The sequence below is a fragment of the Bacteroides sp. AM32-11AC genome, assembly GCF_003603515.1.
Classification (GTDB): domain Bacteria; phylum Bacteroidota; class Bacteroidia; order Bacteroidales; family Bacteroidaceae; genus Bacteroides; species Bacteroides uniformis.
Genome location: NZ_QTNH01000003.1, coordinates 25,628 through 50,380, shown reverse-complemented (window position 1 = coordinate 50,380; position 24,753 = coordinate 25,628). Strand labels below are relative to the sequence as shown.

Here is a 24,753-nt window from a genome sequence, read left to right as displayed (position 1 = left end):
TAAAATTCCTTTTTCTTAATAAAAACAAAATATATAAGCAGAAAACATATAGATACCTATATATCAATATATTAACAACAGCCCAACACTCAAGTCATTCTTTTTTCTTTTTTTTTTTGCCACTCAAAGAAACCAATATCTTCTTTCCGATTTCGCTCCGTCAGCACGCAATTCCTTATTCACTAATGGATAGATTATCTTTCTCAAGTCCTTTATATCAGCCTCAGGCAGTCGCTGGGCAATCTCAGAAATACGACTGCCAGGATGTAATTTCAAATCTTCCATAATCAATGCTTTCAAAGCATGAGGCTCTAATGTCTTGAGTGTTGTAACCAGATTCACCTTGGCATTCTTTATCAATTGAGGATTTATACTGAAAAAGCTTCCCTTTTTTACTCCTTTCCTACATACAATATTGTCTTTCACCAGTTTATCAGTATAACTGCGTAGGCGTTCTTCCTCTGATAACTGAAGAATGGCAGACAATTGTGTAGAAAGTATCTTTCTTTCTCGAGCAATGATTCCAAAAGCAATATAGCCTTTTTGTGTCAGCCTATAATTCTGCAGCACATAGTCCAACAATGGCAATAACTCCCTGTCTATTATCTCGGCTGGCTGAATGACTCTCACTTCATTGTATGATGATTCAATGGCAGGCTGATGCTTTGCTTCCATAGAATTTAATTCATAAATCAAATCATAACCAGAGCCCTCACCTTCCATCAGTTCCAAAGCGCTCAATATCTCTATGAAATGAGGATTCCGCCGATGCTTTGTATGAAGAATATTATCTTTAGTAATTCCTAAAGGCAATCCACCGGGATTAGAAATCTCCAACCTATCCGGATAAACTTGAATCATAATATCACTTGATACTGTGAAGCTCTTATGGGCAAAGGCATTAACCAATAATTCCCTTATCAATTTGGGATGATAATGACGAATTTGTTTACGAAACAGCCCATCGGGAAATTCATAGGAGTAAGTCAACTCTATCGCTTCCTTTTCAATGGACAGAAGTAACTCCTTAGGATTTAATGCATTATCGTGCCACTCCACTTTACGGACTTTCCTCTCCAAATTATCATACACAATGTATTGGGCAGTAATGGGGTAACTAATCGTTTGCCTTTGTTTCGACGTACCCAACCACAGCACTCCGAGATGGGTTAACTGACCGGCATCCATCAGACAGTAGTGCTCTGCCAACTCTATATCATCCAATTGCTTGATGTGAAAGGCTACCCGAGGTGACCTACGTATCTCTTCGGCAAGCCGATGCAAGTTATCCAATACACTTTCATCCAGTATGAATTTAGTACGAACTATTTCCCACTGGTAAGTACCTTTTTCCTCACTCAAACGCTGAATGTCCTCACTTCGAACCGGTTCACATTTATCTGCCACACGAATATATATCTTCCCATCTGAAGTAGTGGCAATAGAACGAAATGAAGGATAAACAGTAATTATAAAATATTGACTTCCAAAATTATCCGTTTGTACTTCCGAAGCAGCAACAGCTACATTAAAACAAAGACTTCGCAGCTTACTGACAGCATCGTTCACCTCATCAGTATCTACAACTTGACCCAAAAGCGGACATTTACCCTTATCATCATATCCTACAAAGATCTTTCCACCCTGAGCATTGGCCAATGATACGCAAGTAACAGCCAAATCCCTGAATCCTTTATCTCCGGTTCTTATTTTCTGAATGCTTTTATATTCGATGGTCTGTTTCTCACCTTCTGCCATATACATTACATTAAATGATGCTTTATTCCATAGTACATCGGTCTATTATCGATGACATCGGCAAAAATAATCTTTTTTTGCTCACGTTCTCCGTTTCATGTGCAAAAAGTGGGTGTTCTTGCACATGTTCCGATGCAGAATTATACATAGATGTATAATCTGTACCAAAAGCAAGCTTCTTATGTTAAACACACAGCTTTTTCATTTAGAAGAGTTATCGGGAGTTAAAGGCCGATTACTCTTGTTGATGTATAGTTATACTATCAGCTTCTAACTCCCGATAGCTCCCTTAAATGAAAGAACCGTGATGCTAAACAGTACATAGCATTTGCTTTACTGCCTTAAAAGCAGTACATTTGTAACTGGAAGTTACGAAAAGAGTGTAATTTATTGGAAATGAGCATTGGGTAATCGCTCATAATAGTAATAGGTTACGAATTAGTTAGTTATCTACTGCATTATTCTTCTGTGCGTTGCGTAACCTTCAAAGAACTCTTCGTATGCAAAAGTAACAATAAAACGGGAGATTTAGAAATGAATCTCCTGATTTTTTCTTCTCACACAAGTTTTTCCGTAAAAGCGATTTTATCCGTCAGCACACCATCGCCCAAAAAAATTTTGAACGAACGTGTGCCGACTGCCGCATAAGCGGAGAAAAGGGCTTTGCCTCACGCCTAAACAATAGTTTAGACTGATGAGACAAGGCCCCTTTCTTTTGTGCTTATGCCAAAGAGGTGCTTTTACGGGGTTTTGACGATTTTTCTTTTTTAGTTGTCCTTTTGAGCTGGAAGCGGAAAGCCGTGTATGACCGCACATTCCATAAATGGAACAAGCCGTCACTCACGGCAGACAAACCGGGAAGAATGATTTTATCCATCCGACCAAACACGTTTGGCCAAACAGATAAAAACATACTTCCTTGCCGATGGTTTGCCCGGTTTCACGCTACCGGCTATGTTCTTTTCTGTTGGGGATGTCTTTTTCACGGATTTCTCTTTTGAAGTTTTCCTGTCTAATCTGCCTCCACTTCCGTTTACCTCCATTTTCGCGCCTTTCAGTGAGCCGCATCAGGCAGTCATTTTCGTGCTGGGTGCAAAGGTAACTCCGGGATTGTACGGGAAAGCAAGGTCAAGCCTCCTGTTTTTCTGAAAAATCTCCAGCCCTTCGGGTAGTATTTTTCCGAAAAACCTTGCATTCCCTAATCCCTACCTTTTTAAGCACCCGAAACGAAAACGACCGATGCGACAGAAAGACGCATTAAAAAAAATGTCGGATAAACGTGGTTCCATAAACGGGGATATCCCTCTTTTACAATCTCCTTTTGTGTAAGGGCCGTACGTCCGATCTGTGCTTCCGGCACCCATATAGGCCGTGATTTGCCTCCCCGTATTATCTGCATGGCAAAAGATGTCATGGCAGGATCAAAAGGGTGTCCGATATCATTCCCATAGAGATGTTCCAAAGTCACATTTACAGGATAATTGTCGAACGACAGGACATCGCATTCATCTGCCAGTTCATAGAGGTTCATGGTGGTCACAAAGCCGCTTCCTCCGATATTAGTTGTCACTGTCATGCCGGGAGCCACGGCCTTAACCACATCCCGCTGTATACGGAAGAATTCCAATGCTACATCCGAATAAAACCGTTGATAATCCTGATAAATGCCCGGATTATCCATCCTGCGGGGTAACCATACCTGTTCGAAGTTATCTAATGTTTCGCTCCAGAAGACGGTTCCCCAGGCCTTATTTAAGGTTTCTATAGTCTGATATTTTTTCTTCAGCCATAACTGGAATTTTTTCAGGCATTCAGGACAATAGCAATAGGGCTCTTCGGTGGCCAGCTCGTTGTCTATCTGAAATCCGATGACGGATTTATTGTCTTTATAGCGTTCCGCCAAGGTGCGTGTAATGCGAGTGCAGTATTGGCGGTAATCCTCGTTGTTGAGACAGGCATGACGCCGGCGTCCATAGGGCTTTCTCTGACCGTCTGCTCCCATGATCATAATGTCGGGGTGTGCATCGTGCATCCATTTGGGTATGGCGGCAGTAGGGGTACATAATAGAGATTGTATGCCGCGCTGTGACAGTGTCCGGATAGCATGGTCTAACCATTCCAGAGTAAAGACTCCGTCTTTAGGTTCCATACTATGCCAGGCGAAATCACCCATTCGGGCTATGTTGAAATGCGCTTCCTCCATGAGGTGTGCATCCTTTTCAACCTGCTCTTTATCGGTATGCTCCGGATAATAGGCAGCTCCTGTATAAACTTGACTATGGATTGAAATGAAACCGCCAAAGAAGAGCAGGCAGCTGATCAGTAACTTCCTCATAGCTATAGCTGAATGATAATGGGATGATTGATGCATAATGCCTCATGGGCTATCAGGTTGATGAATGTCTCCCGTTCCCGGAACTGTTTGTCTCTCAACTCCCAGGCTGCATAAGCCCGGTAATTGTAGAGTCCGTTTGCGTCAGGTTTCATTTTGACGCACCAGGTTTTTATAATATCTGCGTTTTCTTCCGGTGCGTGGAAGGTTTCTACCAGATTGTCACCAGGTATCAATAAACTCATGCCGAAATAGAAGCTTTCGTTTACGGTCTGTTTGTCATGGGTGAGCATGGCATACTGTTTTCCTTCATATTCTTCTTCCGTGAAAGGTTGTGTATTCAGGTTATTGACAATGCCTGTCACCAGGAAGTAATTGCCGGGTAGGGTAGTGGTGCTGATTCTCTTTTCATATCCGTATTTTCCTGCCCATATACTGATTTCTTCGCAAAGATCTATCTTGTTATTTCCTATTTGCCATCCTTTATATGTCAAGCGAATGATGGAGCGGACCGGTCCTTCTGTAACCAGCTCGTAGTAGGTGGAGTCGATAACATCTTCTGTATAACTTGCGGGGACACCCATACGTACCAGGCTATCCGGAGTCTGCATGGCAAGTCCGCCCAAACCGAATGAGTTGGCTGCACTCAGAATGTCGCATCCCCATTCGCGTACTACCTGGTATGTATTTGCCGGATGTCCTTCCGGACTGATTCCCACTGTATCCAGCACCATTTCAGATATTCTTTTACCGAAAACATCGCAACAGTTACGACCATCGAAGTATTGCCGGAATCCCATTTTATCATTTTCCCAGACAGGACCATCCATTTGATAAGGATACATCTCACTTCCTCGTGGAAGATTGTGTTTGTCGTGTGCATCCCGGGACAGTTCTTCGATAATTCCGGGGGAGGTCATCTTTCCATAGCGGACATTCGTGCGAGGGGCGAATACCGGATATCTCTCCGGAGCAATCCATTCCACTTTTAAGCGGGTCTTTTCGGAAGGGGAAAAAGTATATACGAACGCCAACTCATCCCATTCTCCGTCTCCGTCGAGGTCGTCCAGCTGACAAGGAATATATTCTCCCTGTCTGTTGGTTATCACAGGTTTGAGTAGCTTTTCTGTCGGATTGAGTTGGGCACGTGTCAATACCAGTGCTTCGTCTTCACGATTTATATCCAAAGGATTCTCCACGGTAAATTCCTTTAAACTCTGCGGAGGGTTACAACCGGTCAGCATTGCCAATCCTCCTGACAGAACGAAACAACTCGCTATGAAATGATATTTTATATTCATGATTCTTCTATTGTTAATTGCGTATTACTTCCCATTCGTCACGGTTACCCATCTTTATTTCCAACTTGACAGGGCTTTTGCCCTGCTCTTTCCATTGAATATTTACTTGATAACCCTTATCTACCAGATTTTTTATTTTTATGTTTTGTGATAACTTGATAGCATTCGTTTCTTTGGAATGAGGTACCAGGACAGATAACCAACGTGTGGTTTTTCCGGCCTCCAGCGGACATTTGCTATAAACTGCATAATCATCATTCTTCCAATGTTTAGGCTGATACTGAATTCCGTTTTCCGATCCTGCCGGTGCATCGAAAGCAATAAACAGACATTTGTCTCCTTCACCGTATTTATCAGTGAAAGCCCGTGCTTGTGCAGGGTAATGTAGCAGGGAAGCATCAAACCAGTCAGCTGTAGCCCCATCCGAATTTCCGCAACGGGGAGTGGAGGGGACGTGCCATACCGGACCCGCCACCAGCTTATCAGCAGCTTTTCCCGGCAGGAACTCATCCAATACGATCAGAAAACCTTCTTCTGTCAGAAGAGTGCTTCTTTTCCAGGATGAATCGTGGGTCCAGATTTCTTTATAAGATACGGAACCATAACTGTCAGCTGCCTTATTTTCAGCTTTGGCATCAGTCAGAATACCACCTTGCTGACGGTCTAGGCGTAAGTTATGTTTCATATCGTTATCGTTGAAGGCTATCAGGATGGGTACTCGTGTCCAACCCTTGATGGGAGTGACGTATTTATATGATAATCCGATGCGGCTATAATCTTCATTCACATTAACCTGTTCATTCATTTTAATACGAAGAACCGTACGGCCATACTTCGTGCGGATGCGCAATACTTGTTTGCCCGTTTCTGCATCGGTTACAATGCCATAATCCTCTTTGGCTAATTCCGTTTCAGGGAATTGCTGTGTCTTGTCGGGAGCAACAAAACCAAATGATAGCTTGTCCGTCAGTTTATCAAACGGTACCAGTATTTTCTCTCCTTTATCTCCGGCAATGAACAGGTCACTGATATAAATATCTACGGGAACATCCGAAGGGCATACATTGCGTTTTTCATACCCTCCGAACCAAGTTCTTCCGGGAAATACCTTACCGACTGATTCTTCTCCTTCGGTAGGGAGTAGTGCAAACTCCAACCTGATTTCATGCAGGTTTATTAGGTCGTTATTTCCGGCTACAGCTTCCGGATTTCCCCACATATAACCATAAGGAGCCTTCTGGTCAGTCAGTGCATAATGGACATCGGTAGATTTTTGGGAATTGATGGTGTATCGTTTTGAAGGCATATACCCTCGGGTAACTCGCATATTGGCGGAAGAATGATACCATCGTCCGGAATATACTCCCGTGGTCTGACGGAAAGGATACTGCGCATCCGGTTCGGAAACCAGTAGCGTATTGTTCCATGCCGGCCATTCATAGCGCCCTCTGTCGGCAATGATCATGGTGCCGTCTACTTCATAATGTATCAGGTCGCCACGTGTGTCGGAAATTCCACCATGATAGAGGACATTGCAATCATCCTGAATCCAGAATTGGGCAAACGGAGCGCCTTCTTTGCGTGAAGGTGCCAGTATCAGACGATCTTTACTTTGGTAAGTGGCAGGGAAGAGGCATTGCACGGAAGCTTGTAGTTCCGGGGCTTTGGCTTCCATGCCTGCATATTGGGGATAAGCTTTTTCAAAAGCCTTTTCCGGAAGTCTTCCGGTTTTCATGTTGCCTGCCAGATACGTTTTTTTAAGCGCCCATAAAATAGTAGGTTCGGGGCAAACTTCCATAATGGCATCAAAAGCTTTTACGTAGGATTCCTGGTCGTACGGTTCTCCATCTCCTGTAGAACATACCAGGCCGGAAGAACTGACATGGTTTCTGAATTTGTAATATACCTGTTTCAGTTTATCTCCTTTTAATTCCTTCTGCTTGCCAAGCTTTACACCTAAAGCTATCAGGCGGGGAATATTATGGGCTACATATGCAGGTTCATAACTGTCTCCTGGTTCATACCAGTCATTCCATACGGCTTCGGCATAAGCCTTCCACAATTTGGCATCTTTGTGTTTCGGAAATAATCTGGCAGCTGCCAGTGCTCCCATGGCATAATTTGCTGCCCGGTTGTTCGGACCGCGTTCTTCACAGAAACTCATCTGACTGACAAGAGATTCGGACTGTTGTCTGAGTTCCGCGTCCATCAGTTTGTTTTCTTTAAGTATGCGTATGGCATCGAAGAATTTCTCGCGGGCAAAGAAAGATACTTCCAGGGGGCGGGATTGGTTCCGGGTAGACTCGAAGGCATCCAGGATACCTAATAGAATGGTTTTGCCTTGAAGCATTTTCTCCTTATTGCCGGAGCTTGCCAGATCATAGACAACGTAGATATCCTTATCGTTACTATGATAAAAAGTAACATGATCCTTGATTTCGGTGTGTCGGAGGATTTCCTGTCGGGCTTCACTGCGTGTCATCCGGTCGAGTACCTTTTCTTGTGCACACAGTGGTGGTGTGCACAAGAAAAAGGCTGTCAGCAAAGAATATCCGGTGATTAATACTATGTTTTTCATGTTTTGTGAGATTAGTTTTTACTTTGCAAAGTACGTGATTTTATTTGGCAAGTAATGCATAGGCGCACCATAAAACCGGAGCTTGTCCATGGAGATCTCCCGTTAAAGCTTTACGGTTGCGGTAGTGTTCACTATTATCTCCCAGCATGGTACCTTCGCATACGGCTTCCACATCTCCCTGTTCATTTACATATTTGGTTAAAGCTATCCAGGCGTTCCGGGCTACCGGTCCGTATTCTTCGGCAGGTAACCAACCTTTCTTGACACCTGTAATCATGGCGTATGCGAACATGGCCGAACCGGAAGTTTCTTCCCACATGGAAATATCATCCACTACCTGTTTCCACATACCATTTTCATCCTGCGTATCTTTTAGCTTCTCCATCATTTTCAGATATCCTTTCATGATTTCCGTTCTGTCCGGATTGTCTTGCGGAAGCATCCGGAGCAGTTCGGACATACCGACTGCCATCCAACCATTACCGCGTCCCCAGCAGAAGGGAGCTGTTGGTGCGTGATAGAACAGTCCTGAAGTTTGCTGTATTGAATCCAGGTAAAGCACCATTTCGCGAGCTGCTCTGTCTATATATTTACGGTCGTTCGTTACCCGATAGGCCTGCGCCTGGATAGTGGTGATCATATACATATCGTCCAGCCAAAAACGAGTTTGCCAGGAATAACCTTTGTCGGCCCATTCCTTTTGTTCCGGTTGGCAGATATCGGCATCTTTGAAGTCTCCATACATACTACTTTGACGTTCTTCGCCTTCTTTTAGTTTCCAGTTGGCTGGTAATTCCCATTGAGAGTCGGCATACATCATGCCTAATGTTTTATAGCGCTCTTCTCCTGTTTGCAGGTAGAGTTCCAGCGGCACGGCTCCGAAGACATTATTGTCTACATGATTCGGCTTCGGCTGCAAGTAAGCCTCGTTGGTGAATAAGGGCTCGAAACGGGCTTTCAGACGTTCTGTCAATTCCTTGTTATCTGTTTCCTGAGCAAACCAAAGTCCTCCCAACCAAGTGCATACATCCGGATAGGTGATTTGTGTTCTTGGTTCGTTCACTCGTAAGGGGCTGCCATATTGCGAATGCCCTTGCTCCAGAAACCGATTCGTAATTTTATTCCCGATTTCTATAGGGTTGGCTTCTTGTGGGAGGTTGTCAAAGTACCCGTTCTCTTTAGGAGTACAAGATGACAGCATCAACGCAGCTAATGCTGCTGTGAATAGTTTACTTTTCATATTTTCTTGTATTTTTTATATTGTTAGTTCGGATAATATTTCTCGGGTGTCATGAATGCAGGTACATAAGGTTCCATCCAGAATGCAGAGGTACGCTTGTATTTCAATTCGGTATTCGGATACCAGTTGGCCCAGGATGCCGGATGCGTATCGGCAACAGGAGACTGTACGCTTTCGCCATACCCGTTCACAGTGGTAACGGTATATTCATAGACTGTAAACGAACCGGCATCAAGAGTCGGATTGTCTAACTTACCGGGGAATCGGCATGCTTTGATGACTCCGGTTGTTTTCATGTCTGTATACTGATTAGCTTTACCTTCAAATATAAGTGCGAAATCTTTATCACCGGCCTTTCTCCGGTATATACGATATTTCTGTGCACCTAATACTTTTCCCCATGATAAGTCTACCTTCCCCTTGCCTAAATTCAGGTGCAGACCTTCCGGGTAATGTGGTGCTTGGTTAGTGGTATAAACCGGATACTCTTGGGCAAAGACGGCCGTATGTTTTCCATTTACGGACAGAGCTCGTACATGTATCTTCCCGGCAGGTTGCGGAGCAAGTTTGTATATTGACCGGGTGGTTGTGCCTACCTCCGTCCATGTTTGCCCATTGTCCCGTGATGTTTCTATTTTTACCTTTTTGGCTGATGCAGGTATATCCAGATAAATAAGGGTACCATTAGGAGTATATTCTGTGTCGATAATATCTGTTTGCATTGGAATTGCTTCACGTGCAAACTCTATGTGATGCTCTCCTGCGGGTAAAGAGATATTGCTTGTTCCCTGTTGTGCGATACCGTCGATATATAATTTTCCGCCGGACATTCCTTTTAGGGTTAACCTAGCTTTTCCATCACTCTTATAGCGTCCTTTGCAAGTGTTGGCGTTTGTGCGGGTCATGGCAATTGCCGTACCGGCGTCCGACAATTCAATCGAAAAACCATCGGCAGAAAGGAGTGTACCCTTCATTAAAGCAAGTTGCAAGGTTCCATTATCCATCCGGCGGATTACACCGACCTCTCCGGTGAATGATTCCTTTTCGGACTGATGGCTTATTCCTGTTCCATCACGGAAGATAACATCGGTACTGTGAGGAGCTTTGATATACAATATATTAGATGGTGCATTTTTTTGCTCGGGCACAAATTCGTAAATGCTTGTATGGGCCAACAAAGCCGGGTTCACTACTTTCCCATGTAGAACGTTGATATCTCCTTTCTTGTGTGAAACCAATGTCAGTAGCGAACCGTCCGCATCCCGGTAGAAACCTTTGGAATTATTGGTTTCTCCTTTAGTCCAATGATCCGGGCGTGCTTTTTTGCCAAAGAAAACGATTTGTGGAAATTCATCTTCTTTCTGAACGAACCAAGAGAAACGGGCACCTGCTCTCCAGTTCGTTCCGGTCTGGTCGTAGAGTAGGAAGTAGTCTGTACCTACTAGTAGGATGCTGCGTGATAAATATTCCGGCCAGGCAAAACTGTCTTTTCCTTTAGCGGAACGAAGTTCTGCCAGCTGCACTATATCCAGGTCATAAAGTGGAGCCACAAGTTCGTTCATTCCGATGTTACAGAAAGCTCCATTTTTCATTACTCCGAAGTTAGTGATGCCATCCAGGTTATTTTGTACATGGTCGCCTACCACTTCGTTTTCATGCCCCGTATATATTTTACCTTTTGCATAGAAGTAAAGTCCGCCGGAGTTGCCTTGTCCCTGATGCCCCCAACGATAGTTAGGGCCTTTATCCACTTGGTTTAAGTGAATGGACAATTCTTCGTCTGTGTCTACTCCTGCACGCAGAACAATGCCGTGTCCGGTATATTTCGTGCTTCTTAAATGCGGATTGGTTCCCATGTTATGGGTAGGGTATTGTTTCTGATGGACATCCCCCCAATTGGTGTGTGTATCTTTGGTTTCAACACCCGGACCCATCTTGCCGGTCCAATATAGATTTTCGGCTAAGAGTGGATCGTAGTATTGCATCCAGTCTGCTAACTGGTAAACGGAGCAATAGCGTGGAACAATCCGTCCCCCTCCGTGAGCACCATGGGGCGGATAACTTCTTTCCATCTTTTCATTGTATTGAATGGGAGCGGTCATCATGTCCAACATCCAGTGTCCCCGTTGCGCCATGTATTTTCCGGCAAAACGATTTTTGCCATCGAACTCTTTTAGTGCGATATTGGTGGCTGAGGTAGGACGTAAGAAAGCCCAATTATAGATACCCAGGCTTTCTACCCAACGTCCGCCTTTGGATTCGAAGGCTTTTACTTCAGGACGTGTATAGAAGATACCGTATATTTCCAGTGTTTTTTCAAAGAAATCCGCCCATTCTTTGGCCATCGGGTGTTCGGGGTAGAGGAAAGACATCTGCCCCGGTACTGCCCAGCCGTCTGCTGCCATATTAGCGGTTCCTGCTAATGAAGTGCGAATGGTATTCATCGCTTCCAGTGTATTGATGTAGGCGGATATGAGCATCAGGCCGTCTACGGTCTTCTTTTGTTCTGTGGTCAGTTGTTTGTAAAGTGCTAGGTAATCTTCTATCCAGCTACCGAAAAGCGGGCGGTGAGAAATGGAATGAATGCCGGGAAATCCATTTAAGCCTGTCATATAATAAGCCATTGGAGAGGTTATTATCTGCTGATAGAATTGTTCGGCAGTGGGTGAGCCTGTTTTCCCTGTAAAGGGAGTATCCGGATGCTTTGCATGTACCGGATACTCCAGAATCCAATCTTTCACCTTATTTAAATTTAATAGCGCATACTGGCGGTGTAATAGCATAGCGTAGCGGAAGCCCATTTCATCCGAATGGTCTGCACCACCCTTGACTGCTATTTCGTCAATGCGTTTATTGAATTTGTCAACTATACCCTGTTTCTTTTCAATCGTGTATAAAGTTATGGCCGTGGACCGGCTGCCGGAATGGAGCGGGTACTTGAAATATAATTTCTGACCGGCATAACGGAAATATACAGATAAATCCGGAGTGGGTTGCCAGATCCCGTATTGCTGATCATCCCAGCGATTATGGTCATATACAAATATGCCTAATTCTCTGGCTGCATCCTGAGTTTCCCAGAAAGAGATTGCCGGAACCTGTTCACGTGTTGAATTTCCTCCGAAGGGTAAGAGGCGATACAACATTTGCTTATCGGGCTCTTCTATCCAGCCCATTCCTGTCCAGTGCGGATCTTCCTGGCTCCAGTTGGTGTATATGGGTTGGTCGATGGGCAAACCTCCGTCTACTGATATTTCCTTTTGTCTGTCCCAGTTGCCATAACGGCGCGTAGGATAGAAGTTATCCCATTCCATATCTATAAACACCTCATCTTGGTTTGATATATTCTCCATTTGTTCGTCGAGGATGACGAAGGGATAACCTTGTATGACTTTTACCTTGGCATAATAAGAAGCTTGGTTATCTAATATATAATGTATTCCACATTCTATAAACAAGTCGCCTAATTCTAAAACAGACGTTTCTATCTTTTTTACGGTGCGCTGTCCGGTGTGCAGCTTGTTATTGCCTATCTTTTGATGATCGTTCAATATGGAGATTATGGGAGCGGGAATTGTGTGCCCCGGATTGATTCCTCCGGCAGGTATTTCCACACCGAAGCTTCCGTCACTAATCAGCCAGGTTGACGCCTGTTTCTGAAGTATAACGGGTGAACTTTGCCGGGAAGCATTGTTTTTCCGAAGATACAATGAATAGTCGAATTCCCCTCCGCTTGGTAGCTCTGCGAAGAAGTTTATAACGGCAGATTTCAGTTTCCCATTTTCAATGACTTTGTTTGATAATTGGAATGGAACAGAACAGTTCTGCTTATTATCGGAAAGGTTAAGCTCCGATTCGGACTGTATTCCTTCCGGAAAGTAAACCGGATAACTTAAAAGGGTGCGGGGCCAGTCGTATATAGATAGGTTTATACAATCTTTCCGGGAGAAATTCAGCGGCTTCTCCCTGGATACGATGGTCTGTTGTGCAAAGCCTGTATTTGCAAAAAATAGTATGAGTAATAATGTAATCACGTGGTTTCTCATGGTCATAAACTTTACCTGAATTTTTTGCAAACTTAGGCGAAAAGCCTTTGACAGACTATGAAAATAGTGTCAAAGGCTTGTATTTTAGACCTGCGACCGATTATTTACCTATATTCTTGATATATTCGGTAGGAGTTTGATTGAATACAGATTTAAAAACCTTACTAAAGTAAGCCGGATCGGAGAAGCCTACTTCATAGGCAACCTCTGCAATGGTCATGCCTCCGGACTGGAATTTTTCCACAGCCATTTTCATCCGGATATTTAAGATCAGTTTGTTGGGTGATAAATCGGATATCGCCTTAATTTTCCGGAAGAATTGTGTACGGCTCATGCCTAATTTATTATATAGAACTTCCATGGATAATTCCGGATCCTGTGCATTTTCTGTAATTAATTCTACCAGTTTTTGCATGAATGGGTCCTCTACTGTGATTTCCTCTACCGGAACTTCTGTCCTCTCTAACTTCTGGCAGAACAAGTCTCTCAGTTTTTCTCTGTTTTTGATGAGGCTTTCTATTTTAGCCAGTAGTATTTGCGCATTGAATGGCTTTAATATATAGTCGTCGGCTAAAGCCTGATACCCATCTTTTACATGCTCTTCCAGGCTTTTTGCTGTTAGCAAGACTACCGGAATATGAGCTAAGGCCATATCATTTTTTATAACCCGGCAGAGTTCCAGTCCGTCCATTACGGGCATCATGATATCACTGATAATCAGATCGGGTATCTGCTCTCTGGCTATATTTATGGCACTTTTTCCTTCAGGAGCTTCCTGCACATTGTAGGTCTTGGATAGTTTGGAAACGATGTATTGGCGCATATCCTCGTCATCTTCTACTACCAGAATCCGCAGGCGGTTATCAGAATCTTCGGGTATTTGCTGGTGATATTCCGGTTCTACGGACAATACACTATTTTTTTCTACTTTCAATGTATGAGTAATTGCCTGGTCAGTATAGATAACATTGGAATTGGCGTAGTGTTCCTTTCCCAGTTGCAGGCGTATGAAGAACGTCGTTCCTTGTCCGGGCGTACTTTCCAGCCATATCTTGCCGAAATGCAGTTTAACCACGTATTGCACCAGATTAAGTCCGATGCCACTGCCGAACATTCCACCTTTGTTGCCATTTCCTATCTGAAAGAAAGGATCGAAAACTTTGCTTTGGTTTTCAGGAGATATACCTTCCCCGAAGTCTTTTACGGAAAGAACAACGCTGTTTTCCTCCATATTGGATTCTAGCTGGATCTTTCCACCTCTGGAAGAGTGCTTTATTGCATTTGAGAGCAGATTAAACATTACTTTACTCATCAGGTCTACATCTACCCACAAATTGTTTCCATAATAGTTGTTGGAGTACGAAATGGTAAGTTCGTGCTTGTTCAGCAATTCGGAGAAACTGTCAATCTGTTCAGTAATAAATACAGGTACATTCAGGCAGCTTAGTTTCAGTTGCATGGCTCCATGTTCTAATTTGCGGAAATCCATCAACTGGTTCACCAGAAGCAGCAGGCGGTTTGCGTTCTTTTGTATCTGTTTCATCGGATATTTTAAACCCGAAGGAAGCTGTTCATCGTTGATGATATCGTCTACCGGACCGGTTATCAATGTGAGCGGTGTCCGGAGTTCGTGAGAGAAATTAGTGAATAACTCAATCCTCATCTGGTAGTTCTTCTCGATATTCTCTTTTTCTATCTGTTCGATTTGGCGTTTGTACTTGGCTGTTTTCTTTTCATAAAAATAGCGTGCTAATACTGCCAGAAAGACGATGATGAATAAGATATAGAGGGCCTTTGCCCACCAGGTGGCCCAGAATGCAGGATGTACCGATATGATAATGGTTGTTTCTACCGTGCTCCAGATTCCTTCGTTATTGCATGCCTTAATACTGAAAATATACTTACCTGCCGGAAGATTAGAGTATATTACTTCATTATTTTCAATATAATTCCACTCTTTATCCAGGCCTTTTAACTGATAAGCATATTTATATCCCTTGGGGGAGATGAAGTCGAGCGCAGAGTATTTGATTCGTATAGATGAGTTATCATACGGCAGATCAACCTTGTTTCCTTCATTGAAGTTATTGATTTCAATATGGTCGGGTGCATTTTTAGAATTTAGTGACTCCACCAGGGATATCTGTACCAAAGGTGCCGTCTTTCTGTCATGAGACAAACGTGTCGGGTCCAGTTCCGCCAGTCCGTTGTTACCGCCTATATAGATGTGTCCGTTGCTGGCTTGCAACAGTGACTTGTGCGAAACTTCATTCAAAGGAAAGCCGTTGCCACGCGTAAAATTTACGATGATTCCATCCGGTTTGATCTGTGACAATCCGTTGATGGCAGATACCCATATATCCTTGCTGGTACGATCTTCCAGGATGGCACAAATGGAATTGTGTACTAATCCGTTATCTTTATTATAATGATGTATTTCCTGTTTTTCCAGATTACATTTATATAATCCATTGTCATAAGTACCGATCCAGATGTTCTTGGCGTGATCCTCGTAGAGTACACTTATATTCTTGTCATTCAGTTCTTCGAATGTGGTTCGTTCACCTTTAAAATAGTGTTCGGGATTTTCAGGTTGATGCCTGAATATCCATAAACCATTGGTACGAACTCCCACTATCATGTCATCTTCATATCGCAGAATATCCTGTGTCAACATATACCGGGTAGTAGCATTATAGTTGGTCGATAGATTCCGATCCAGCTTTTGCGTATTCTTATCCCAGTAAGACAAGTCATCTTCTGCTATCCATAGGCGATTTTCTGCATCTCTTGCCATTGCACGAATTTGTTCTTCACCACTCATTGGGGCGATCACTTTGGTTATGGAACGGGTTTTCAAGTTGAGTGAATAAACTCCCATATTTAAAAAATAGAGATAGAGCTCGTCTGGTGAATTCCGGTAAACATAGTATAAGTCCGTATCGTGTTTGGGAGAATTACCTCCGGATATATTTACTTCTTCTATATGCTTCGGATTGTTTACATCCATGGCTATAAGCCCCTTGCTATGTCCAATCCATAATTTACCTTGTGATTCGGATAATGAACCTACTACTTGGATTCCGGTGGCCTGCTGAGGGGAGGATATTAAAGAATGATGAGTAAAAGTAAACAGCTTGGGATGATAATAAATGGCTCCCTGACCGAAAGTTCCTATCCATAATGCTCCTTGATTATCCTTATAGACTGTCATTAGGCGGTCGCTTATAGCAAGGTGTTGATCAACTTTGGTATAAAAGAAAGAGTGCTTAATATCATAAGCCACCAGTCCGCGGTCGGTTGCAAGCAGCAAGGTGGAATCATTATATTCTGTGATGTCATGAATGTAATTACTTTCTATCGGAACATCCGGATGAACCGTGTATGAGATAGGCTTGATTTCTTCTTCTTTAGGAAAATATTGATAGAAATTCTTTAGCTCTTCTCCCAGCCAGATGCGTCCTTTGCTATCTGTAAATCCTTTCATTAAGGAGAAACGCTTTTCATTTTTGTGTAATATCTTGTAACGCTCGGTCCTTACGTCATAAAGTGCCAGCCCCTGATTCACCACATCCAGCAACAGGGCATACGGGCTCGCGGCAGCCATCATGTGAATATAGGTATCACGCATATCTTTCACATATGAACACGTTCCGTCGCTTTTGAAAACATATAATCCTTGTTTGGTAGCTACCCAGATGTTTTTCTTGGGATCTTCGTGCAGGCCTACAACCACGGACGAGGGAAATTCTTTCCCCGCATACCGTTCCTGTAAATCGATAAACTTTTCCTGCATGGGATCGAAGAGAACGATTCCGCTGAAGGTACCGATCCAGAAGAGACCGTCCGATAGTTGCGTAATACTCACTATATCGTTAGGCTGCTTGACTTCTTTGCCTGGCAGGTGATAATAGTTCTTTATTTCGTAACCGTCTAATCGGTTTAACCCATTTTTGGTACCAATCCAAATGTAACCTTTATCGTCCTGGCAGATAGCTTTTACAGTGCTGTTTGATAATCCATCCTTTACAGAATAGCTATTCAGCGTGATGTTCTGTGCCGATGCGCTAATATACCCTAATGAGAGTATGGACAAGATAAATAGATGCTTTGTGATATTCTGCATTATCTTCGGAAACATAAAATTCAAGTTATAAATTGAGCCCCTAAAGATAATGCAAAACATGCAATTCATACAAGCATAAACGCTTTTTATATGGTTATTTACGGAATACATTCCAATTCCCTTTCATGTCTATTTGAATGGTGATTTCTTCCTTGTTGTTTTTTATTTGAACGGTGCTGCATCCATCCAGAGTTCGTGTAGATAAAGACTGTACGATATCAACGGCCTTTTTCTTTATGCTGTAGGGCACGATTACGGTAACAAATGTCAAAGGCTCGAATGGAGTAACACGTTGCTTGGAGAAGACTGTGGTGGGCTGTATTGTATATTCTTGTTTCTGAAATCCGTAACTGCAGTCGGGTTGCTTTTCAAAATAGACTAGTAATTGCCTTTTCTCTATTTCGTTACCGGATGCGTCTTTCCACGGTTGACCTGCGTTTGGGGTATCCCTATATATTTTTTTCCCTCCGTGAGTACTGAACCAGTTTTCACCCCGTTCATCCATTTGATACAACTGCCAGATACTACCTGCCGTATATCCTTCGGTATCTTCTCCGGGAATCAGATGATCCTGTAATATCAGAATACCTTCAGCTGTCAATACCATGCGTCGTTGCAGGGTGGAACCATCGACACAGTGATTATCCAGAATCACTTCAGCGTATGAGTCTTTATCTTTATTCACAACTTTGGCTGTCCGCACGATATTGGGATTGAACAGCACACCTACTTCTTCATGTACATAGTCTTCTACCGGTTTTCTGATCTTGTTGTAGGCTCTAATCTTGAAACTCATGGGAGACTTGATTCTGCCGTCAGTCGTGTAATGTTTCCAGTCGCAACCAATGTATCGGTACTCATTCAGACTGAAATCTGCCGCCACTTTCAGATTAATAAAATGAATGCCGTTATCTTTCAAAGTAATACGTATCATCTTTCCACCTTTCTCATTGTCTGCAAGTTCTACACCGTCTCCCCATGCATCCAATGTGTTGCAATCATGCAGAATCTTTTCTCCGGCCTTACCTCGTAACCGAACCTTATCAATGCAGATCACTTCGCCCGGCTGTCCATTCTGAAAACGGAAAGTGATGTTTTGAAATCCCCTCATTTGCGGATCACTTTTTGATATATGTGTGGTTGAGCTGAAGTCAATCCAGTCTGTAAACCAACGGTTGGTCAGCCAGCGGTTGGAGCCTTCACCGAAAGGGAAACCATTGCTTTTTTCTTTCATCAGGATCACGGTGTTGCCATGACGCATATCCGTAGCATGACGTTGCACGCCGTGAAAGTGCGGGCAACAGTCGGTTTCAAAATAATTGATGGTTCCGCGCAGATTCGGATGTTTGTGAGAACCTTCGGCATAAAGATCACTCATGACAAAAGGAGTACCCGGAACGTGTGAAGCCGTTAGCAATAACTGGTCCGGTATACCACCTTGTCCTTCCCGGTTGGTGCGTGTTGTCACCATGCCACCCCAATCCGGGATAGAAGTCTTTGGAATAAATGGCGGTAACAGGGTTATTTCCGCAATCGAGGCCCATTCACAGGCATCCCGTAGAAACCAGCCTCGTTTAGTATATTTTTCGGGTAAATTAGGAAGTCCTGTTTTATATAATTTGCGGGCAGCTTCCTGATAGGTTGCATTACCAGTCAAGCGAGCCATCTTTTCAAAGACTACGATCCATTCAAAATAGGCAAAGAAGAAGTCATCTCCATATTCCGGCATGTAACCGCTGGGAGCTTGCTGATGAAGATAGCGTGAAAACCATTGTTCTATTTCGGGAGTCTGTAGCAATTCGACCCGTCCACTTTCTTGTGCGATGGTGATAATGTCATTTAAGTGGATGGCTGAATATAAAGTAGCGGTTTCGTCTACATCCTTATTGGCATACCAGAAATTCCACATAGTATCTGTATAGGCTTTCCACTGGTTTGCATTGGGAGCATCCGGAAACAAGTTATACATTCTGGTGAAGCCTAAAGCACGTTCCTGTCCCTGATTATGATCGGTGATGAAATGAGGCTCGAAGTGCAGGTCGGCAAAACGGATCACAATTTCCCGGGCTTCGTTTCCTTTCAGGCGTCTTTCTTTTTTAAGTAATTTGTAGGTGGCTGCCACGTTGCGGGTAGAGAAGAAATCATCTCGTCCCCGCATCAGTTGTTCGTCCTTTTCCCAGGCGGTGACGGCATACCGGAAAATCTCTTCGGACATGTTCAGAAATCGTTTCTGTCCGGTAGCTTCATAGAAAGTACCGGCAGCGCTCATCAGGTGGGTGGTCCAACGGACATTGCGGTTTTGAATTTCCTTCTGGATGCGTTCTTTACTGTATGGGTAGGTCTGGTTGTCAAAGGCTTCGACGGCTATGGACAACGGATCTTTGTCTATTGCTGGATACAGGTTTCCATACACTGAAATAATTCCCCAAAGGCAAAGAAAAATGGAGGCAGACAATTTCTGTATCATATTGGATTTCTTTTGATAGAGTTTATTAATAAGAGAGTGGGCAAACCGGATTTTCCGGCTTGCCCAACATACATATACTCTCTTTGTTCTATGACAGAATTTTAATATTCGGGATTTTGCCACATGATTGTTCCGTCACCATAGGCATTGATTTCAGATTGTGGAATCGGTGCCAGCAGATTACGTTTTTCCATTACATACATCGGTGTTTGGGTAGCTGTGTTGAAACCTTCGTTTTTGAGAGAGAAGTGTTTCTCCATTGCTTCTTCGGCAAGCCCCCAACGAATCAGGTCGGGCCAACGAAGTCCTTCGTAACAGAACTCGATAAAACGTTCGTGAACGATGTAATCGAATGTAGCTTGCTTACTGTTCAGTCTGGCAGCATCAATGGCTTCCAGACCGGCTCTTTTGCGCACTTCGTTAATGATGGATAAGATTGTAGTGATATTCTCTGCATAGCCCACTTCATTCAGAGCTTCGGCATACATCAGTTTGACATCCGTGTAACGCAGAATAGAGATGTTATTACCCCATTCGTCATAAGAACCGGGTTTCGTCTGCGTTGCTTTCAGGAACTTACGGGCTGTGTAAGTGTCAGCATGCTGGTAATCTTTATCGTAATAAAGGTTATTCACCATGGTAGCGGCCCGGCGGATATCGCCTTCTTCGTAAACACCTTCACCCCAGATGGACTCGGAAACCTGGGCGGTACCGGAAGGACCTTTGAACGTTACATTATGAAGGAACGGAGCATCCTTTTCAAGATTGATACTGGAAGCGAGCAACATACTGTTGAACGTTTGGCTGATACCCAAAGCTTTACCGGTGGAACCGCCCATGTATTGCACTTCCCAGACACGTTCGGATGTGTTGTCGAATTTATCATCGAAACAATCTTCATAGTTGTCGGCCATTTTATATAAAGCGGGTTCTTTGGCAATTATCAGCTTCAACCATTCTACTGCCTTTGCAGGATTATGCATATACAGGTAAGTACGTCCCAGCATACCGGCCATTGCATATTTGGTGATACGTCCCACTTCTGTGCCGCTTCTTTTTTCGGGAAGCAGGTCATAAGCCAGTTCGAAGTCCTTGATTGCTTGCTGGTAAGTCTCTTCCTGTGAAGAACGTTTCACTTTACGCAATTCGGCCAATGAAAGGTCCGTAGTGATAAGTGGAGAACCTCCCCAACACCAGGCGAATTGCAGATAGGCTAGTCCGCGCATGGCATAAGCCTCGCCTTTGATATGATTTTTCTGATCTTCATCAGAGAAGTCTACCCGGTTGATGTTGTCCAATATCTTATTGCTGCGTGATACCAGTACCCAGAGCGATTTCCATGCGGTTTCCCAGGTCTTTTCGGTAGAAGTATCCGTGAAGCGGGTGATGTTATTGTTCATGTTTTTAATAGCGTCTTCCCTCAATACGATTGCTTCCAGATAGTTACGATTATAGACAGTCTGTAGTTGTGAGTAAACTCCGGCAATGGAGGCTTCACAATCAGCAGGAGTCTTGTATAAGCTCTGGTCTGTGTAAATAGACGGTTGGTTGACGTCCAGATAGCTGTCGCAGGAGGATAGCCCCCACAAACAACATACGGCTACTATTTTAGTTATTATTTTCATGATCGTTACTGATTAAAAGGTTACGTTTACACCAAATATATATTTTCTTGACAGCGGATAAGTATTGTAATCTGCACCTCTGAGCATCGGATTGGTACTATAGCTATTGGTATCCGGGTTGCCGACATAATCGGTAAAGGTATGCAGGTTTTCTACTGTTCCGTAAATTTTGGCTGCTTTGATTCCCAGGGCATTCAGCCATTTCTTGGGCATATTGTAGGCCAGGCTGACATTCTGAATACGTAAGAAGGTTGCGTCAAAGATTTCCAAATCTGTTCTGTGTAATTGTCCGTCCTGCTCGGAGTTGTCACCCAAACCGTAAGGAGTCGGTGTTTTCCCATCCCATGACATATCTACACCCAGTTCAGTAGGAATGGGGTTGCCGTTCGGATAATCTTCTTTGTAGCAGTGCAACCATCTTCTCAGTGTGTTGTTGGCACCATATTTACCACCGGTATCCAGGTTACGGGCACCAATCCAAAGTACATTACCGCCAATCTGTCCGCGCAGGAATATGCTCAACTCGAAGTCCTTATAAGTAAATCTGTTGGTGAAACCGAACATCACGTCAGGTTCATTTGAACCGTAAGCTACTCTGTCGTCATTGTCGATAGAACCACTTCCGTCAACGTCTACGTATTTCACGTTACCGGGTCTCTGCTTTTTACCTTTTACGGTAGGAACCAATGGTTTGTTGGGATTATAACGCCCGTCAGCGCCTACTTCGAAGTCAGCTTCCGTTAGCAGACCGTCTGTGAGGTAAGTATAGAATTGAGAAATAGGACCTCCTACTTTTGTGATGAACTGTGCGTTCCATGCATCGGTGATGATTTCATCGTTTCCACCTAAATCCAGTACCTTGTTCTTGTTTCCGGAAAGGTTTAGTGTGCTTGACCATTTGAATGATCTTGTATTGATATTGGTTGTTGTCAGGTCAATTTCCCAACCACGGTTCTCAATGGAAGCCAGATTTGTGCGCATACTGTTGAAGCCGGTAGCGGCGGGGAGCTGCAAATTATACAGCAAGTCGTCCGTGCGGTTAATGTAATAGTCTACGTTCAACTGTATGCGGTTTTTGAATAGGGAGAGGTCGAAACCAAAGTCGAATGCTTTGGTCGTTTCCCATTTCAAATCTGAGTTGGCATAGTTAGTCGGATAGATGGCTATTTGTGAAGTATTTCCGTAAGCGACATTTCCGGTAGTGAAAGTAGAAACATAGTCACTGTAGCCGATACGATCGTTACCGGACATACCCCAGGAAGCACGGAGCTTTAACAGAGAGATGAACTCTACATCTTTCATAAATTCTTCACTGTTGATTTTCCATCCGGCGGATACGGAGGGGAAAGTAGCCCAGCGATTGGAAGGACCGAAACGGGAAGAACCGTCACGACGCATGGATGCAGATACTAAGTATTTATCATCATAATTGTAGCTTAAACGACCGAAAAGAGAAGCTGTGCGAACGATGTTCTTCAGGGTACTGGCCTGACTTGGAGTGGCACCTTGGTTCAAGGTCGGAACGTTATCCAACGGGAAGTCGGTAGCTTTCATATCGGCAGTATAGATGCTGCGGTTTTCTATACTTTGTCCTAACAATACATTCATCTGATGTTTTTTCCAGAGAGTAAAGTCATAGCTCAGTGTATTCTGCCATCCGGTACGACTGCCGGAGATCACTTTGCTTGAAGCAGTAGCGCTCTTGACAGACATTTTCTGCACGTCGAGCGGGAGGAAATATTCATCGATGCGGTTTTCAGAACTATAGTTGAACATAGACTTGAACGTCAGTCCTTTGATGATATTCGCCTCCACCCATGATGCAACATCGAAGTTCTTGATATTTCTGCTGTCGGTAACTTGTCTGAGGCGTTCGTATGGGTTAACGTCATCCTTTCTGAATTTGCTGAAGCCTAACGAGCGGGTACCTTCGTTGATACCGATAGTAGGAATCATGGTCAGGGCAGTCATGATGACTTTATCCTTACCTTCAGATTCACCTCTGTCTTGTGAGGAAATGGTAGGAGCAAAATTCACACCGGCTTTGATGTGCTTGTTAATGTTCATGGAAGCGTTGATACGGAAGTTGAAACGTTCGTATCCGGTATGTTTTACGATACCTTCCTGGTTCAGGTATCCGGCAGAGGCATAGATAGAATATTTGTCGCCTTTGCTGGAAACCGATACCTGGTGACTGTGGGTGAAAGCGGTCTGGAGAATGGCGTCAATCCAATCTGTCTGAGGAAGGTCGGAACGCAATGTCCAGTCGGCTGTGTCGGAATTAGGGTTCAACAACCAGTCCGGGTTTACGCGGTCACCGCTCGGACGGTCTTTATTGGGGGTATCCAGTGTATTGTTGCCGTCTTTTTGCAGCCACATCGCATTTTTCAGATACAGGTTGTATGCCATCCATTCTTTAGGAGACATCATTTCGGGCAGGCCCACGGCGTTCTGGAAACCTAAGTATGATTCCCATTTAACGACGGGAGCACCTTTCTGAGCCTGTTTGGTCTCAATCAGGATTACACCGGCAGAACCGCGTGCACCATAGATAGAAGTGGCTGCCGCATCTTTCAATACTTGGATAGATGCTACGTCGGAAGGGTTCACATTGCTCATATTTTCGGTGATGACTCCATCCACTACAATGAGGGGATTGGAAGAACCGTTGATAGAGCTGACACCACGTACGGTAATCTGCATTTCTTCACCCGGAATACCACTGCTGGTCTGAGTTTGCACACCGGCCAACTGACCGGAGAGGGCGTCACTCAGATTTGTGACCGGACGTCCTTCAATGGCTTCGGAGGTCATCTTGGATACGGAAGTCGTCAGATTACTTTTCTTTACGGAGCCGTACCCCACTACCACTACCTCGTCCAATGACTGAGAATCTTCTTCTAATGTTACTTTCAAATTTGTACTCCCGTTGAGGGCTACTGTTTTGTCTTTGTAGCCAATGAAAGAGATGGTTACTGTGGCCTTGTTGCTTTTTACATTTAAGGTAAAGTTTCCGTCAATGTCGCTGATTGTACCGTTTCCCGGTACACCTTTTTCTACGATGTTGGCACCGATAATGGCTTCACCCGACGGGTCTGTTACAACACCGGTAACTTTTACTTGTGCCCAAGTAAAATTACAGAAGCATAGAAGGAGTAAAGTCACCCAAAGTCGGGATTTTCCTTCCACACGTTTTGAGAGTGTGATTCTGTTTTCCATAAATTAAATTTTTTAGATACTATTAATTTCTTTAAATATGCATAAAGCAAGTTTGTTTTTC

The 24,753-nt window shown here is 43.8% G+C and carries 11 protein-coding genes; all 11 read right to left on the bottom strand.

Features of this window, described 5'->3' with window-relative positions:
• Positions 1–123: 123 nt before the first annotated feature.
• The 11 genes from DW800_RS04165 to DW800_RS04110 all read right to left on the bottom strand — a co-directional run bounded on the left by DW800_RS04165 (position 124) and on the right by DW800_RS04110 (position 24,692).
• The gene (locus DW800_RS04165; protein WP_044468315.1) at positions 124–1,758 is read right to left on the bottom strand and encodes an ATP-binding protein; all 1,635 of its coding nucleotides are present in this window, start codon (positions 1,756–1,758) and stop codon (positions 124–126) included.
• Between the two features lie 721 nt (positions 1,759–2,479).
• Complete coding sequence (locus tag DW800_RS19595; RefSeq protein ID WP_165859885.1) at positions 2,480–2,635, bottom strand: hypothetical protein; 156 nt, start codon at positions 2,633–2,635, stop codon at positions 2,480–2,482.
• Positions 2,636–2,971: 336 nt separating this feature from the next.
• A complete protein-coding gene (locus DW800_RS04150) occupies positions 2,972–4,093 on the bottom strand; it encodes a beta-galactosidase (protein WP_196297950.1) in 1,122 nt (373 codons plus the stop codon).
• A 2-nt stretch (positions 4,094–4,095) separates the two neighbouring features.
• Positions 4,096–5,391, bottom strand: a complete 1,296-nt coding sequence (locus DW800_RS04145; RefSeq protein WP_052573183.1) for a DUF4861 domain-containing protein — start codon at positions 5,389–5,391, stop codon at positions 4,096–4,098.
• A gap of 13 nt (positions 5,392–5,404) precedes the next feature.
• Complete coding sequence (locus tag DW800_RS04140) at positions 5,405–7,969, bottom strand: hypothetical protein (protein WP_117703886.1); 2,565 nt, start codon at positions 7,967–7,969, stop codon at positions 5,405–5,407.
• Positions 7,970–8,009: 40 nt separating this feature from the next.
• Complete coding sequence (locus DW800_RS04135) at positions 8,010–9,209, bottom strand: glycoside hydrolase family 105 protein (protein ID WP_044467393.1); 1,200 nt, start codon at positions 9,207–9,209, stop codon at positions 8,010–8,012.
• A gap of 23 nt (positions 9,210–9,232) precedes the next feature.
• Positions 9,233–13,261: a hypothetical protein gene (locus DW800_RS04130; RefSeq protein WP_117703885.1), complete on the bottom strand. Its 4,029-nt coding sequence runs from the start codon at positions 13,259–13,261 to the stop codon at positions 9,233–9,235.
• A gap of 94 nt (positions 13,262–13,355) precedes the next feature.
• The gene (locus DW800_RS04125) at positions 13,356–17,396 is read right to left on the bottom strand and encodes a two-component regulator propeller domain-containing protein (RefSeq protein WP_052573184.1); all 4,041 of its coding nucleotides are present in this window, start codon (positions 17,394–17,396) and stop codon (positions 13,356–13,358) included.
• 79 nt (positions 17,397–17,475) lie between these two features.
• Entirely contained in the window at positions 17,476–19,848 is a 2,373-nt protein-coding gene (locus DW800_RS04120) for a hypothetical protein (RefSeq protein ID WP_052573214.1), read from the bottom strand.
• A gap of 101 nt (positions 19,849–19,949) precedes the next feature.
• On the bottom strand, positions 19,950–21,473 hold the full coding sequence (locus DW800_RS04115) for a RagB/SusD family nutrient uptake outer membrane protein (RefSeq protein ID WP_117703884.1): 1,524 nt from the start codon (positions 21,471–21,473) through the stop codon (positions 19,950–19,952).
• A gap of 12 nt (positions 21,474–21,485) precedes the next feature.
• Positions 21,486–24,692: a SusC/RagA family TonB-linked outer membrane protein gene (locus tag DW800_RS04110; RefSeq protein WP_044468230.1), complete on the bottom strand. Its 3,207-nt coding sequence runs from the start codon at positions 24,690–24,692 to the stop codon at positions 21,486–21,488.
• Positions 24,693–24,753: the final 61 nt, after the last annotated feature.